Origin of the sequence: Eubacterium sp. CAG:161 (genome assembly GCF_000432355.1) — a bacterium.
GTDB lineage: Bacteria > Bacillota > Clostridia > Lachnospirales > Lachnospiraceae > Eubacterium_G > Eubacterium_G segne.
In genome coordinates this window covers 25,501-41,828 of record NZ_HF991842.1, presented here as the reverse complement: position 1 = coordinate 41,828, position 16,328 = coordinate 25,501, and the positions used below count along the sequence as shown (strand labels likewise).

Genomic DNA, 16,328 nt, shown 5'->3' with positions numbered 1-16,328 from the left:
GTTCGGGACTTTCACCCGTTAGAGCGCGCCCATGGCGCGCAAACTAAACAAAGGGAAAACGCAGTTTCGTGTAAACACGACCACGTTTTTCCTTTATTTATAGTGAGCTTGTGCTCTATTCATTGATAACATTAATTATTCAATAACTTCAACAGCCTTACCTAAAACTATCATTTTACCACCTTCACGGCTTTATCTGAAATATTTATTAACATTTTTGTTAATGTTTAAGTAGATTAATCCACTTATTTTATGCTTTATCAATTGCTATTTTTTTCGAAGAAAGTGTATCAAATATGTATCAGATGGCGTACCGTATGGTTTGTAAATGGTCTCATATTTATTCTGATATTTATTATACTTATCAGTAGAATACTCCTCATTTTTTAAAGTAGATGTTTCTCCACAAAACAAAAGACACCTAAATATACGGAATTTTTTACCGTAAATTCAAATGCCTCTTATTACTTTTATTTTTATTTGACCCTAATTATTCTTTAGTACTTTAGCCAACAAGAAAAACACTTTCATCTCTCCCCCATATCACAATGTATTTTTTCATTACACTTTAATTGTATATCTTATGTGCCTTTTTGTCTAGTGTAACAATCATGTCAATCTTTACTTTAATAAAATATTTATTCGCTCATAATTCAATCAGTGCAATAATTGAATTAATCTATTTCACATAAACTTATCATTGATTTTCTAGATTAAATTACTATTTACGTATCAAATTTCTTGATACTGATTGGTTTCAAATAATTCTTTCTCAAAATTCTATCATTTTCAAAAAATTTTATTTCTGACCTCGATAGCGTATGATTATCTAATTTTAATTCCACCAATTTCAATGTGCATACTAAGTCTGCAACCTGAAACAACCTATAATCTGATGGTATCACTTTTCTAAATTCTACATTATCAAGCAGTGTACTAAACACCGCTGCAAGAATCTTATTTACTTCAACTTGTCCATTATCATAGTACACTTTTACACTATCAAACGATAGGAAGAATTCATAATGTTCTCTAACAAATTTTGCAATTATTTTACTTAGTTTTCCTGATGCCTCTATACCATCTTTAATATGCTTCTTTTCAATATAAAAGCTTTCACATTTAATACTCAAATTTCTAGTAAAACCTGTAATTCTTTTAAATACTTTTCTTCTATCTTCAATACTTATGTAACGATATTCTTCCTCAGCACGAATAATCGGTCCTGCATGAATACAATGATTGTCCAAGCCAAGATTTGATAGTTCGTATTCTAATTTTTTAATTGCTTCTGACAAATCCATTTTCTGATTATGAAACACCATCGATATTATGTAATAAGGTGCTCGATAATCGTATTGTCCAAAATCACCTGACTCATCAATAAAAATACTTAATTCACTCATATTCCCTCTTTTAGTAAAAAACGGCGGGTGTCTTACCCGCCTTGTGGTGGACCCAGATCTTTCGACCAGCCCATAACTGTAACGCATTACAGTCTTAATATATGTAAATCATAACATAACTATTCTTTGTTTGCAAGAAGTTTTACAAAATTGATTGTTAAATTTAATCTTAGCAATTCATAATGAAAATATCAGTCATTTATTACTTTCCATAAAATTTAACGTGACCATTCTCTCTTTCCTCCCTCCTCCTCTCTACAATCCTTTCATGATCTTCATTTTCAACCCAATTTTACTCTTGCCCAATGCATTAGTTATATTCACAATTTATTTAGCCTCCACTATATAATATTTTTGACATTGACCATTTTCGCACCAATTTATTGTATATTCATTTTTTAATATAAGAATTTCGTCTTTTGAGCCTGTTGGTTTGCATATCTTTCCTTCAAGCTTCTTATCTCCCCTGAAATCTGCATATATCCCATCTTTCCTTTTACCCTCATAAAAGTTTTTATTATTCACTACCGTTAAACAATATGTATGATCAAATCCATTTTCTTTTAACTCTTCCATAAAACAAATATCCTTAACAAAAGAAAACATTTGCTCAGGATATTGACCATTAAGCGGATATTTCAATTCGATTGCATAACGTTTTTTATCATTGTAGATAACGATATCAATCTCATGTTTTGTTGTTCCTGTAATTCCAAAAAACTTTGTGTTACGTTCAAACTGTACCTTATAATTTTTTAACGAGTTTCTCAGAAAAATTCCTAACTCATGTTGCAAACTAAATTCATTATATATTTCAACTTCCTCATTTTTTACCATATGCATAAATTCGTATAATAAACTTTGAATCATAACTCCCTCCATTGTTATCATATCCCTATCAACCATATCAACTTAAAATTTCTCACTTTATTATTTTCTTGTAATGTACTTTGAACAGAAAATTAACCTGCCTCATAAAAATTAGAGAACTATGCACTGCATGGCGCCGATTTCCTTATGGCTATAGAAAAATCTTTGATATCAACAAAAACTTTAACGAATATTAAAAATGTATCAATTTCCATTTTTCCAAGTGCATAACCAGTGCACATACCATTGTCGTTCTGCCATCTTTTTCCACTAGAAAAAGCTCTCCCTAATAAAAGGGCCAAAAGAACCAAATTTCGGGAATGCTTATATTTTTGCACAAGCATATCTTATTGATTACTCCGTAATCAATAAGCTCGCGTCATTCATAGAATGCCTGCGAGCCCCATTTATAGTGAGCTTGCGCTCTATTCACGAGAACACCTCGATTCCGCTTACACTTCATCTCGGTCGGGACTGTCGTCCCGTAAATAAGCAAAAGAAAGCCCGTCTGAATGCAAGCATTCAAACGGACTTATTTTACTTATTTATTGTTCTCGTAGTGTCACGAAAATTATTCAATGATAGTAGCAACCTTACCTGAACCTACTGTTCTACCACCTTCACGGATAGCGAATCCAAGACCCTGCTCCATAGCGATTGGGTGAATAAGTTCAACTGTGATTTCTACGTTATCACCAGGCATACACATTTCTACGCCTGCTGGTAAGTTACAAACACCAGTTACGTCAGTTGTTCTGAAGTAGAACTGTGGTCTGTAGTTGTTGAAGAATGGAGTATGACGTCCACCTTCATCCTTTGTTAATACGTAAACCTGAGCTGTAAACTTCTTATGGCATGTTACTGTACCAGGTTTAGCAAGAACCTGACCTCTTTCGATCTGGTCTCTGTTGATACCTCTTAAAAGAGCACCGATGTTATCACCAGCCTGAGCTTCATCAAGAAGCTTTCTGAACATTTCGATACCTGTGATAACTGTCTTCTGTGTTTCTTCCTTAACACCGATGATTTCAACTTCATCATTTAAGTGAAGTGTTCCTCTTTCTACTCTACCTGTAGCAACTGTACCACGACCTGTGATTGTGAATACGTCTTCTACTGGCATTAAGAAAGGCTTATCTGTATCTCTTTCTGGATCTGGGAAGTAATCATCAACAGTATCCATAAGTTCCATGATCTTGTCGCCCCATTCTGAAGCTGGATCTTCAAGAGCCTTAAGAGCTGAACCCTTAATGATTGGTGAACCATCAAATCCATATTCATCAAGGATTTCTGTAACGTCCATTTCTACTAATTCTAATAACTCTTCGTCATCAACCATATCGCACTTGTTTAAGAAAACAACGATCTTTGGAACACCTACCTGACGTGAAAGTAAGATGTGCTCTTTTGTCTGAGCCATAACACCGTCAGTAGCAGCAACAACGAGGATAGCACCGTCCATCTGAGCAGCACCTGTGATCATGTTCTTAACGTAGTCAGCATGACCTGGGCAGTCAACGTGTGCGTAATGTCTCTTCTTTGTTTCATATTCAACGTGAGCTGTAGAGATTGTGATACCTCTTTCTCTTTCTTCTGGAGCCTTATCGATGTTCTCGAAATCTGTAGCTTCATTTCCTTCAACTCTTTCTGCAAGTACCTTAGTAATAGCAGCTGTTAAAGTTGTTTTGCCGTGATCGACATGTCCGATTGTACCAATATTACAATGTGGTTTTGTTCTTTCAAACTTAGCTTTTGCCATTTTAGTAATCCTCCTAAATTAATATATAAATTATTTTTGTTTGACCTTAATTGGCCAATTCACAAGGCTATCCCCATTATATTTTATAATGGAGATATTTTCAAGCCTTTTAAATATATAATCTCGAAAATTTTGTATCTAGCCTAAGCATTGCTTTGCTATATTCAATTTTCTGCTGTTATATTTTGAATTATTTTGCTCTGCTAGAAGCAACCTTCTCCTGAACAGACTTTGGAGCTGCCTGATATCTTTCAAAGAACATTGAATAGTTACCACGTCCCTGAGTTGCTGAACGAAGTTCTGTTGAGTAACCGAACATTTCTGCTAATGGAACGAATGCTCTAACAATCTTTCCACCACCAATATCGTCCATACCTTCAATCTGTCCACGCTTTGAGTTCAAGCTTCCGATAACATCACCCATGTATTCTTCAGGCATTGTTACTTCAACCTTCATGATAGGCTCAAGTAATACAGGGTCCGCCTTCTGCATAGCTTCCTTAAATGCCATAGAACCGGCAATGTGGAATGCCATTTCTGAAGAATCGACTTCATGGTATGATCCATCATATACTGTAGCATGTACACCAAGTACAGGGAATCCTGCGATAATACCTGACTGCGCAGCTTCTTCGATACCTTCTCCAACAGCCGGGATGTATTCCTTAGGAATATTACCACCAACTACTGTAGATTCAAACTTGAATGTTTCTTCACCGTTTGGATCCATAGGCTCAAATTTAACTTTACAGTGACCGTACTGTCCACGTCCACCTGACTGCTTAGCATATTTACTATCAATATCAACAGGCTTTGTAAATGTTTCCTTGTATGCAACCTGAGGTGCACCAACGTTAGCTTCTACCTTAAATTCACGAAGAAGACGATCTACGATAACGTCTAAGTGAAGTTCACCCATACCTGCGATAATTGTCTGACCTGTTTCAGGATCAGTATGAGCACGGAATGTTGGATCTTCTTCAGCCAACTTAGATAAAGCTTCACCCATCTTACCCTGATCATTCTTTGTCTTAGGCTCAATAGCAAGCTCGATAACCGGCTCTGGGAATTCCATTGATTCAAGGATAACAGGATACTTTTCATCACAGATTGTATCACCTGTTGTTGTTACCTTGAAGCCAACAGCTGCTGCGATGTCACCTGAATATACTTTATCAATTTCTGTACGTTTGTTAGCATGCATCTGTACAATACGTCCAACACGCTCTTTTTTATTCTTAGTTGCATTTAATACATATGAACCTGAGTTCATTGTACCAGAGTAAACTCTGAAGAATGCCAACTTACCAACAAATGGGTCAGTCATAATCTTAAATGCTAAAGCTGAAAATGGTTCATCATCTGATGAATGACGAACTACTTCGTTACCATCTTCATCAACACCTGTGATGTCAGGAATGTCTGTTGGAGCCGGCATATATTCAATAACACCGTCTAACATCTTCTGAACACCCTTGTTCTTGTAAGCTGATCCAAGGAATACTGGAACTGCTTCACAAGCTATTGTACCTTTTCTAAGAGCTTTCTTCATATCATCAACTGATGGTTCTTCTCCTTCAAGGTACTGCATCATAAGGTCATCATCTAATTCACATACCTTTTCAACAAGGTTCTCGTGCCATTCATCAGCAAGATCCTTTAAGTCATCAGGTATAGCTGTGATTTCGATATCTTCGCCCTTATCATCTTTGTAATAATATGCTTCCATTTCAAACAAATCGATTAATCCGATGAAGTCATCTTCTTTACCGATTGGGATCTGTACAGGAATAGCATTCTTTCCTAAACGATCAATGATTGTCTGAACTGAATAAAAGAAATCTGCACCCATTTTATCCATCTTATTGATGAACGCCATACGAGGTACATTGTATGTGTCAGCCTGACGCCATACATTTTCTGACTGTGGTTCAACACCAGCCTTAGCATCAAATACACCTACAGCACCATCTAATACACGAAGTGAACGTTCAACTTCAACTGTGAAGTCAACGTGACCCGGTGTATCAATGATGTTGATACGATGCTCTAATGCACCAGCCTTTGGCTTATGATGATCTTCCAATGTCCAATGACATGTTGTAGCAGCTGAAGTAATTGTGATACCTCTTTCCTGTTCCTGCTCCATCCAGTCCATTGTAGAAGCTCCATCATGAGTTTCACCAATTTTATAGTTTACACCGGTATAATATAAGATACGTTCTGTTAATGTAGTCTTACCTGCATCGATATGAGCCATAATACCAATGTTTCTTGTTCTATCCAGTGGATATTCTCTTCCAGCCAAGGTTTTTTCCTCCTATTTTTAGTCTATTAGGCAATTGCCTTATATGTCATGCAATGCTGCATATTCTCAATAAATAATTGAACTTTATTAGAAACGATAATGTGCAAAAGCCTTGTTTGCCTCAGCCATCTTATGCATATCTTCACGTTTCTTAACTGATGAACCAGTGTTATTAGCTGCGTCCATAATTTCGTTAGCTAATCTGTCCACCATTGTCTTTTCACTTCTCTGACGAGAATATAAAGTAATCCAACGAAGACCTAAAGCCTGTCTTCTTTCCGGTCTTACTTCAATAGGTACCTGATATGTGGCACCACCGATACGTCTAGCCTTAACCTCAAGTGCTGGCATAACGTTGTTCATAGCTTCTTCAAATACTTCGATAGCATCTTTTCCTGTCTGATCTGCAATCTTTTCGAATGCTCCGTATACGATTTTCTGAGCTACACCTTTCTTACCATCTAACATAATGTTGTTGATAAGTTTTGTAACTACGATGCTGTTGTACATTGGATCTGCTAATACTTCTCTCTTCTGAGCATGTCCCTTACGTGGCATTGTTGCTTCCCTCCTTAATCAATTTTTCCAGAATTTCCAAAAATATTCTTTATTTGAAATTCTTGTTTTGCATAATATCAAAGATATATGCGATTAGATCATAGGTACTCACTTAGATTGTGTCTTGCTCACGGCTTTAGACTCTATATCTACATAACTCTAATAACCGTTACACATTCATTCAACCTGTGACTGACTTATAAAAGTCATTCCTACTATTCGTAATGTGCTTATTACTTACCTGCTTTAGGTCTCTTAGCACCATACTTAGAACGTGCCTGGCGTCTGTTTGCAACACCTGCAGTATCAAGAGTACCTCTAATGATATGATATCTTGTACCTGGTAAGTCTTTTACTCTACCACCACGGATAAGAACAACGCTATGCTCCTGAAGGTTGTGACCTTCACCTGGGATGTAGCTTGTTACTTCGATACCATTAGAAAGACGAACTCTGGCAATTTTTCTAAGAGCTGAGTTTGGTTTCTTAGGTGTAGCTGTCTTAACTGCTGTACAAACACCACGCTTCTGTGGAGAAGCTGTGTCGTTCATCTTCTTATTCAAAGAGTTGTAGCTCTTTAATAAAGCTGGAGCAGTAGACTTCTTAACTGCTGTCTGACGTCCTTTTCTTACTAACTGGTTAAATGTAGGCATTCCTATTTCACCTCCTGTTATTAGAATTACGTGTTAATCTGTTACACTTACATACAAAAAGGCACACTGTCCCCTTTACGCATGCCCTACTATTATATTCTCTAAAAAAATAAAAGTCAACAGTTTTTATATATTCCGTCCCCCGCTAATTTCACGTTTAAGTTTCTCCTTATAGGAAACACCTGAATCATCTAACTCATCCTTAAACTTTTTAGCATAATCTATACTGTTTCTAATATAATCCCGTCTGTTTGTGGCACCTGATTTTAAATCATCATATAATTTTTCAATACCGCCTCTGGCATAGGCATTAAACCTTTCTAAGCACTCCTTTGTTTCCTCTGCTTTTCCATCATCAGTGTCATATCTGAAGGCTCTGTTTATACATTCTTTTTCATCTGACTTTGCTCCGTCTAATAATGTAATCAGTCTATATAAAAACATACAGTCCTGCTTATGCTTAGATACCGCATCAGCATATATTTTACCGGTATCCTGAATTGAATTATCCCTTGGAGCCTTAACATTATAAAGATATCCTACAACAGCACCGCAAAGATACACATCAATATACTTGTCAAATATTTTAGCATCATTTACCAAAAATTTGACGTAGGCAGAATGTTTTCCCCTTAAAAGAACGTCACCTTCAAATAGTCTTATTCTGTTATCTGACATTTCGTATCCTCCTTGATTATCTCTGAATATGTATCACTATGTTTCTCCAGTACGTAGCTTTTTGCGACTTTTCCTTCTATAACTTCCTTTGCATAACGCCAGTCCTTTTCCATTACAAACATTATTACCTGCTCTGCAACTCCCGGTAATTCCCTGGCAATATTTTTTATGTGAATTTCGTCAGCATTAGAGAAAGGTGCATCAAGTATCAATGGATATGATTCCCCTTTCATCTCCTTATCTCCAATTTGAATTTTCTGCTCTTTTGCCAAATCCACCAGTCCTGCAATGAAGGCAAAGTTTTTAACCCTTATAAGACCTTCAGATTCACCGGAAGTAACCAGTTCGTCTGAGCCTTCTGCCTTTGTATACAAGGTTGTCCTGTATTTGTCATCAATTTTTAACACACGGGTTCCACTATACATTCTGCTAAATATCTCATTTACCTTATTTTCAAGTTTCTCCCTTATTTGCATTTCCTCACTAATATAATAATCATCAAACCATTCTTTAATTGCTTCGGCATATGCCATATATCTGTTTATCTCTTTGTTCTTTTCATTTCTGGCAACAGATATATTAATTATTTTTTTAGCATGATCTCTCTGCTCTTTATTTTTTGAGATTGTGGATATACAGTTATCTCTTTTTTCAGCTAAATCCTTTAATTTATTTTTAGTCTTATTTAATCTAAACTGGTATTTTCCTGCATCTTCTTTACCTGCAATTTCTTTTTCAATTTGCTTAACTCTGTCATTTGCTTCATTTATTCTTTCCGTAATATCAATCATTCTTTTTATTTTGCTTTGTAAAGACATATAAAAACCGTCGTCTCTGTTTTGTCTGTTAAACAAATTAATTTCTTTCTTAAAATTTGCCACGGTAGTTCCTATTGATTCCGGCGGAACATATTTTAACTGCTCCATTAAATGAATATATGCTTCATTGCCATTTTCGACTTTAGTTCCGCATATGCATCTTCCATTTTTAATAATCTCCTTTATGGAATCAGCAGTTATATCTCTTATTCCCTTATCTTCTATGTCAGCGTCCTCTAAAACTTCTTTGGCCTTTTTATATAACGGCTGTGCCATAAAGAAAACAAACCTGTCACTAAACAGTTTCACATAGGCATCACATTCGCTTTCTAATTCATTGTCATCCAAAATTCTTCTCTGTTCTAACTGTTCCTTTTCTTTCTGAAGCTTTGTTGCATCTGCTAACGATCTTATTTTATCTTCTAATTCCTCCTTAATCTGTTGATATTTTTTCATCTCATCTTCAGTATTGTTTTTTACTTCTTCATATTTAGTTATTTCTTCCTCCGCTCTTTGAACCTCTTTAATGTATCTTTGTTCCTTTTCCGTACCTAAGTGCGTCCCTAAATCATTGTAAAATCCACCAATAACCGTAGTTTTTGATTCTACTTTTCCCAGGTGTTTTCTGGCATTTCCCATGGCATTTAAGCCTAAAAGACCCTTTACTGCCTCAGACAAATCCTTTCTCTCTGCCACATTTTGAACCCGCTCAGTGTCAAATAGAAAATATCCTGATAATTCCTGCGGCATGATTTTGTTTATTATCTCTTTCCTGCTATCATCTTTTTCGACAGGATCGGTTCCTCCGGTGCTTAAATTCTTTGCAGACATTGTCAGCATAGGCATTAATCCCGTAACTTTTCCTTCTATCTTTTTATATGCCTGCTTTCGTGTTATGGTATACTCAGTATTCTGGTGCTGTAATACTATCTCTACCATAACCTGGTCTAAATCCCCATTATACATATTCATTGCCACATCAAGATTTAAAAGCATGTCCGGATTATCCTGCCGTCTAAACATTACTTTATTGTAAAGGCACCAGTTAAACATTTGAAGCAATGTAGTTTTTCCAAATGTATTATTTCCTAAAATAATTGTTACATTGTTGTCCTTATCACAGGAAAAATCTATTTTGTTTTCCCCTTTAAATTGTCTGAAATTCTTGTACTTTAATGATTTTATAAGCATAAATTGTTCCCCCTAAAAGTTTTTATCTGACAAAGCATCAATTATAATTTTTCTGATAGCGTCAACCATGCCACTGTCGGTTTTCTGTTTTGTCTTTAAATTATCTTCTTCTAATTTGTAAATATCGTACTTTATTTTCCAAAGTATCTCTTCATCTAGCTGTGTTTCCTCCTGTAATTTCTCACTCATAAAACTCCTCCTCATCTAAATAGTTTATTTGGTATTTATCCATTAGTTCATATATAATCTCATCCGCTTCACTGGAATTTTCAGCTAATGCGGCAAAATCCTTCATTCTTTCAATTTCTCTTTTTACCAGAGACGCTGACATTTTTACAATTGATTCGTTGTAGGAATCCACCCTATCTAATGGGATAGGTGACATTATAAAATCATATATATCTGCATACTTCTTTCCGGGACATTTTCTCAGTACCCTTCCCCTTCTCTGTATATATTCTTTGGGATTTGTACTGCTTGCCAAAATAAACGCCTTTCTGATACTTGGTATGTTTACACCTTCATCTAAACATCTTATGGCAATTAATGCCTGAATGCTCTCTCCCTCATCAAACTCTCTCTTTAAAATTTCACGTTTTTGTGCATCCTCCTCAGAGGTAAACTTCGCCACCTTCATATTAAGCTCAAGGCCTAAACGTTTCATTACAATGTCAATCTGTCTTTTTTCTTCTTCAAGAGGCTTTCCCTCTTTGTAGTCTATATCTTTCATGGTAGTAGCTCCGCAATATACCAATATATGATTTTCCTCCATATAGTCTTTCATTTCATCTACTAATGCATCAACCTTCTGCCTTGCTGCTGCCACTAATCTTGCCCGCTTTATTAAAAGCATTTTTGCCTGGTCACTTATTTCCTTCTTTTTGTTCCCTAAAATTAATTTTCCTATCTTCTTTGTCAGTTCCAGATAATCATTTAATTCTTCCGATTCAAAAGAAACCACCACAGGATGGTAGTAATATCTCACCAGCATATCATTTTCTATTGCATCCTTTAGGGAATACTCAATACATTTATTTTTAAAATAATTAAATAACTTTTCCGTGCCTGCACTGTCTCCGTGCCTTTCTAATGTTGCAGACAAAGCCAATCTGTATGGTATCTTTTCATCAAGGCACTTACTTAACTTCTCTGCTCCAAAATTGTGTGCCTCATCTACCAGTAATAAAGCCTTATCCTTTACACCTTCTATTATGTTTTGAACCTTTTTTGATGAATAGGTTGCATTGGTAAAAATCCCACACATATAGTCCGATGCACCAAATTCTAATGCCATACATGCGTCCTTTAACCTGGATGCCCAATGCTTTTGAGGTGAAGCACTGTGACATATAACCGGCTTTATATTAAAGCTTTCTATATCCTCTACCCACTGACTTACTAAATGCTGATAAGGACACACTATAAATATAGCAAGTCCTTTTCTTACATGTTGGTATAGTCTTACAACTGCCGATAATCCTGTCAGGGTTTTACCTGTTCCTGTTGCCATATCAAATATTCCTATGTAATTATTTATCTCCCATTGCTGTATGGCACTTTTCTGATAATCTCTTATGCTAAACCATTCAGGAAAAGCCGGCCCTTCTTTTAGTTCTTTTCTCCCGTTATTTTCTGACTGATTCCAGTCTTCTTTTCTGTCTAAACTTAAATCTATTTCACTGCTTTTTCGATATTCAAAAAGTTTCTCCCTTGAAGCCTCCGGAAAATCCATTATACGTATGTGAGGTTCATAGTCATTCCACATTGCATCAAAGTTAACCTTTTTATTCATTACCCGCTGTCTTTCCGATTCCCCCTCCCATGATTTATAAACATCAATATTTTCCATATTGTATGAAAATGCCGTGGTACTTTCATTCATAGAACCGCTAAACGCTACAATATTTTCCTCATAGTCATATAGCAGTCCCATTTTTTCATGATACATTCCAATACCTGCTTCATTTTCCACAACTGCAATTTTTATTTCAAGAACATTTGCAGCTACCAGATTAGCCAGCAAATCAAGCCTTCTTTCCTCATATTCGTTTTCCGGTTCCAAAATAGCTTTATTAATGCTGTTTGTAATAACACTTTTCCGTTGCTGTAGCCCTTTCTCTATTGCCTCTACGTCTTCCCCGGATAATTTAGGAGAAGCAATCAACCGGATTTTTCCTCCGTTTTCTACCAGACCTGATATGCCCTTTGATATTTCAATTAATGCTGTGGATGAAAAAAATCCCACTGCCCTTTCATATAATTTTGCCTTACTTAATAAAGGATAATAAAAATCTTCCACCATATTATCATTAAAAGAACGGTATTCCTGTTTTATTTCTATATCTTTAAAGCTCATAAAAAATTCCCCTTAGTATTCCTCTGCTATATCCCTTACAGCCTTTACAAAACCATCTATTTCTTCTTTTGTGGTAAACTTTCCAATACTTGCCCTTACCACTCCCAGGTAATCAGTATCCTTTAAATATTTGTGAATTAGTGGAGCACAATGATATCCTGTTCTCACTGCCACGTCATAATCCACATCCAAAATCATTCCTGTTTCAGATGCCTTATAGCCTTCTATATTAAAAGGTACAATTCCAACGGAATTAACATTCCCTGTTACATACAATTTAACGTTATGTATTTTTTCAAGTTCCTTTACCAAATAATTTTCCAGCTCTTTTTCCCTTAAAAATAATGTTTCAACTGCTTCATTATCCTTTATTTCATCAAGAGCTGCGTTAAGTCCTGCTGCTGCCACCACATTAAAACTTGCCGGCTCATATCCTTTAATGCCCTTATCAGGCATCTCCAGATTAAGGGAGTCAGTTCCGGTTCCCCCTGATATATATTTCCTTAAATTATTTCCACACTTTATAAAAAATCCGCCTATTCCCAAAGGTCCATACAAGGTTTTGTGCCCTGCAAACACCATATAATCAATATGTGTCTGCCCCAAATCTATAGGAACTAATCCCAATGACTGGGATGCGTCCACTACCACTGTGGCTTCGTATTCCTTAGCAAGGTTAGCTATTTCATTAACAGGCAATATATAACCTGTCACATTACTCACGTGACATGCAAATACTTTTCCCGGAATATCCTTAGAGAACATATACTTTGTTTTTTCAATATCTATTGTTAAATCCTCATTAAGAGGCAGTTCAACTATATTAAATCCATATATTTTTTCTGCAGCATGCAAAGTTCTCATTACGGCATTATGCTCAAAGGCAGAAACATAAACATTCTCCCCCTCCCTAAAGGAAAGTCCCATAATCACTTCGTTTAAGGCTATAGTTGCTGAAGGGGTAAGTACCACATTATAATCGTCACTGCCTCCTGCTAACTTAAGAAGTTTATTTCTTGTTTCATCTATTATATTTTCCGCTTCCTTCGCCTTACTGTATCCTCCCCGTCCCGGGTTCATTGCCAGATTTCTGTTGACAAAATCCATTGCCTTATATACCTCTTCCGGTTTAGGATATGTAGTTGCTGCATTATCCAAATATATCAATTTATTACCCCTCTAATAATTCCTCTATGGTCTGCATTAAAACTGACAGCTTTTCCTTTGTTTCCAGTGCGTCTCCAAACTCATCCAACGCCTCTGTTATGGCATTTTTTAAGAAATACCCTGTACTGTCGTCTAAATTTGCATCGTAATATTTCTCTACCTTATTTCCATTTCTGTCTGTAAAGCTTAATTTACTTTCACCTTTATCCTCTTCCCCGTTAAAACTTTCCAGACTATTTTTAATTTCTTCTATAGAAACTAAAAACTTATCTTTTGTAAAATCATTCCAGTCTTCAATATAAATTCCACTTACTGCCTTTGCCAGCCAATTGGCAATCTCTAACTCATCATTTATATCCAAGTCCCTTATAACATTAATAAAACCTGATGTATTTTCATTCCACACCTGTTTAAAGGCATTATTTTCTATGGTTTTATACCAGCCCTTAAGGCATGGTGCCAAACTTTCTCCCGGTGCGACGCTCCAGATTTTCTTAATATTTCTGACAACGTCCTCCTTCTCCCTTAAAGCAAAGGAATTAAGATATTCAACTATCTTTTTCATTTTAACTATACAGGCTTCAAAGCTTTTTTCTTCTCCACCTAATATGTTTAAAACTTCCTCAAAGAGAATGTCCCTTGGATTAAGTTCAATATTTCTAAACAGATTTCTAAATCTGTAATATTCCCTTCCAACGCAATTTCTTTTGGTATTTATGGTAATCTGCGGGAGATTCCTGTACCATTCCTGAATTTTAGCAACAATATTTCCCAGCCTGTTTTGTCCTGAAACATTATCCATATGGAAAATATTTTCAACTGCCTTTAAATATTTTTCTTTTTCAAGACTTTCCTTTTCCGTGTATAAAAAATACTTGTCAGGATTTAAATTTATATTTTCAAACACATTACTTGTAATTTCGATTTCCTTATCAGACAAATAAACAACAGGCATATCTTCCATTGCCATAAATTTTCTTGCTAAATAAATAGGTATAACTCCCCTTCTGACACCGAAGCTTTCTCCCTCTAAAACATCATAAAGTTCCTTAAAAGATACTTTTTCTCCCGCTGATTTCATAATAAATCCGTCAATTTCCTTATTTATCAGCTCTACGCCCTTATCCACCGTTTTCTCATTATTGTTTTTTAATAATCCTGTATGAACCACAGTAGCCCTGAAAATGGTAGCTTCCGGACTTGTTCCTTTGTTGTATCCTATGCAGTCATCATTATTTAGAATATTATCAATTATTTTCTGACGTGCTTTTTTAATCTGCGCTGATACATTTGTACGGTTAATAAGCTCATTGTTGATTTTTGGTGCCATGTTGTAGTAGCTGCTACATATTCCACTTAAAAATCTGTTAAAGGCTCTCTCTGACTTTATTTCAGGTAACGGTTCGCAGTAAAAAATTCTACACTCCCCATTTTCAGGCATATAGCTTTTCTCTAAAAAGCTGTTTATTTCAAAAATCAAATCCTCTTCATATAACTTAAGCTCTGATAATAAAACCTGATTATCCTCAATAAACCTGTCATTTTTAATAAGCTGTTTTACTGCAAGAAGTTTTCTGATATTTTTATCCTGAACAAACCTGTTTTCAGGGTAAATAACCACAATTCTTTTATCATTTAATTTGTTTACCTGATGTATAATTTTCTCTGTGTCATCCTCTCCTGCATTTACTATAGCCACAATAATGCCGTCTGCCCTGTATTCCTCAAAAAGATATTCCGCCTTCGTTACCTTTTGAAACTGTTCAGGACTCATAAACACATATCTGAAAAACCTGGTCATGGTAAACTTCTGATTGTACTGTTTAGGAAGAGCAAAATCTAATTCGGAAATTTTCTCTATTTCCTTTGGAATATTCACTTTTCCCGTGAAAGAATTTACAACCTTTTCTATCTCTTTTTCTATATCAACACCTACGTTATGCTTAAAGGCATAGGTACCCATTTTTATTCTGAAAATAATAAGACCTTTTTTCTCTAATTTATCCACAGTCTTATTGAAGCTTTCCCTGTTAAGCCCTGATGCTAACCATAGCTTTTCTTTTACTATAGGCAATTCGTCCGGCTTTCTTATGATTCTAAACACCGCCAATGTTTTAATTATCCGTCTTTCTTCCTTTGACTCCGCTTTATTTAAGGCATAGTCCGCCTGTAACCATTCATTATGTATCTCAGGCATACCTTTATTTTCCCTAAAGAGATTTTCAAAATAATCATATACCACATCCACCCCTAACATTTCGTTTTTATCCAACAGGTTAATAAGACTTCCATGCTCATCATTTGCCAGAAATGTAAATACACTTCTCTCATTTTGGGCAACCTTGGCACTAATATTAAAAAGACAGTAAGAGGTAAGGGGTAAAAGTGGGAAACTTCCCCAAGCCACTATTTTCATATATTCTTCCATTGTAAAATTGCTTTGAAAATACGGTGTATTATATGACTTTTCAATTATTTCCTTAAAAGTATCATTCTCTCTTAAAAATGACTCATATTCTTTTTTGCTTTTTGATACAACATGTCCTATAATTTCATAATTATTT

General features: G+C 35.5%; 13 protein-coding genes. All 13 read right to left on the bottom strand.

Going from position 1 to position 16,328, the window contains the following annotated elements:
- Window positions 1–725: 725 nt before the first annotated feature.
- Window positions 726–1,406, bottom strand: a complete 681-nt coding sequence (locus Q5O30_RS01355) for a DUF3800 domain-containing protein (RefSeq protein ID WP_021951969.1) — start codon at window positions 1,404–1,406, stop codon at window positions 726–728.
- A gap of 327 nt (window positions 1,407–1,733) precedes the next feature.
- Window positions 1,734–2,276 carry a hypothetical protein gene (locus Q5O30_RS01350; RefSeq protein WP_302674501.1) on the bottom strand — a complete coding sequence of 181 codons (543 nt, stop codon included), beginning with the start codon at window positions 2,274–2,276 and terminating at the stop codon, window positions 1,734–1,736.
- A gap of 119 nt (window positions 2,277–2,395) precedes the next feature.
- Window positions 2,396–2,578: a hypothetical protein gene (locus Q5O30_RS01345; protein ID WP_302674500.1), complete on the bottom strand. Its 183-nt coding sequence runs from the start codon at window positions 2,576–2,578 to the stop codon at window positions 2,396–2,398.
- A gap of 269 nt (window positions 2,579–2,847) precedes the next feature.
- Window positions 2,848–4,035: an elongation factor Tu gene (gene tuf / locus Q5O30_RS01340; protein ID WP_021951967.1), complete on the bottom strand. Its 1,188-nt coding sequence runs from the start codon at window positions 4,033–4,035 to the stop codon at window positions 2,848–2,850.
- A gap of 190 nt (window positions 4,036–4,225) precedes the next feature.
- Window positions 4,226–6,343, bottom strand: a complete 2,118-nt coding sequence (gene fusA / locus Q5O30_RS01335; RefSeq protein WP_021951966.1) for an elongation factor G — start codon at window positions 6,341–6,343, stop codon at window positions 4,226–4,228.
- Between the two features lie 87 nt (window positions 6,344–6,430).
- Window positions 6,431–6,901, bottom strand: a complete 471-nt coding sequence (gene rpsG, locus Q5O30_RS01330) for a 30S ribosomal protein S7 (protein ID WP_021951965.1) — start codon at window positions 6,899–6,901, stop codon at window positions 6,431–6,433.
- A gap of 233 nt (window positions 6,902–7,134) precedes the next feature.
- Complete coding sequence (gene rpsL / locus Q5O30_RS01325; protein ID WP_021951964.1) at window positions 7,135–7,554, bottom strand: 30S ribosomal protein S12; 420 nt, start codon at window positions 7,552–7,554, stop codon at window positions 7,135–7,137.
- Window positions 7,555–7,680: 126 nt separating this feature from the next.
- Window positions 7,681–8,232 carry a hypothetical protein gene (locus Q5O30_RS01320; RefSeq protein ID WP_021951963.1) on the bottom strand — a complete coding sequence of 184 codons (552 nt, stop codon included), beginning with the start codon at window positions 8,230–8,232 and terminating at the stop codon, window positions 7,681–7,683.
- Window positions 8,214–10,241 carry an AAA family ATPase gene (locus Q5O30_RS01315; protein ID WP_021951962.1) on the bottom strand — a complete coding sequence of 676 codons (2,028 nt, stop codon included), beginning with the start codon at window positions 10,239–10,241 and terminating at the stop codon, window positions 8,214–8,216. The genes Q5O30_RS01320 and Q5O30_RS01315 overlap by 19 nt, the downstream gene beginning before the upstream one ends.
- A gap of 12 nt (window positions 10,242–10,253) precedes the next feature.
- Entirely contained in the window at window positions 10,254–10,430 is a 177-nt protein-coding gene (locus Q5O30_RS01310) for a hypothetical protein (RefSeq protein ID WP_021951961.1), read from the bottom strand.
- Entirely contained in the window at window positions 10,423–12,597 is a 2,175-nt protein-coding gene (locus Q5O30_RS01305; protein WP_021951960.1) for a DEAD/DEAH box helicase family protein, read from the bottom strand. Before Q5O30_RS01305 ends, Q5O30_RS01310 begins: the two co-directional genes overlap by 8 nt.
- Before the next feature lie 12 nt (window positions 12,598–12,609).
- Window positions 12,610–13,764 carry an aminotransferase class V-fold PLP-dependent enzyme gene (locus Q5O30_RS01300; protein WP_021951959.1) on the bottom strand — a complete coding sequence of 385 codons (1,155 nt, stop codon included), beginning with the start codon at window positions 13,762–13,764 and terminating at the stop codon, window positions 12,610–12,612.
- A 4-nt stretch (window positions 13,765–13,768) separates the two neighbouring features.
- Window positions 13,769–16,328: hypothetical protein (locus tag Q5O30_RS01295; protein ID WP_302674499.1), on the bottom strand; the 2,560-nt coding region annotated here is incomplete at its 5' end.

Bases quoted from the DNA above. Each gene is read 5' to 3' on its own strand.
- Q5O30_RS01355 (WP_021951969.1), bottom strand. From the start codon at position 1,406: ATGAGTGAATTAAGTATTTTTATTGATGAGTCAGGTGATTTTGGACAA.
- Q5O30_RS01350 (WP_302674501.1), bottom strand. From the start codon at position 2,276: ATGATTCAAAGTTTATTATACGAATTTATGCATATGGTAAAAAATGAG.
- tuf (WP_021951967.1), bottom strand. From the start codon at position 4,035: ATGGCAAAAGCTAAGTTTGAAAGAACAAAACCACATTGTAATATTGGT.
- rpsG (WP_021951965.1), bottom strand. From the start codon at position 6,901: ATGCCACGTAAGGGACATGCTCAGAAGAGAGAAGTATTAGCAGATCCA.
- rpsL (WP_021951964.1), bottom strand. From the start codon at position 7,554: ATGCCTACATTTAACCAGTTAGTAAGAAAAGGACGTCAGACAGCAGTT.
- Q5O30_RS01320 (WP_021951963.1), bottom strand. From the start codon at position 8,232: ATGTCAGATAACAGAATAAGACTATTTGAAGGTGACGTTCTTTTAAGG.
- Q5O30_RS01315 (WP_021951962.1), bottom strand. From the start codon at position 10,241: ATGCTTATAAAATCATTAAAGTACAAGAATTTCAGACAATTTAAAGGG.
- Q5O30_RS01310 (WP_021951961.1), bottom strand. From the start codon at position 10,430: ATGAGTGAGAAATTACAGGAGGAAACACAGCTAGATGAAGAGATACTT.
- Q5O30_RS01305 (WP_021951960.1), bottom strand. From the start codon at position 12,597: ATGAGCTTTAAAGATATAGAAATAAAACAGGAATACCGTTCTTTTAAT.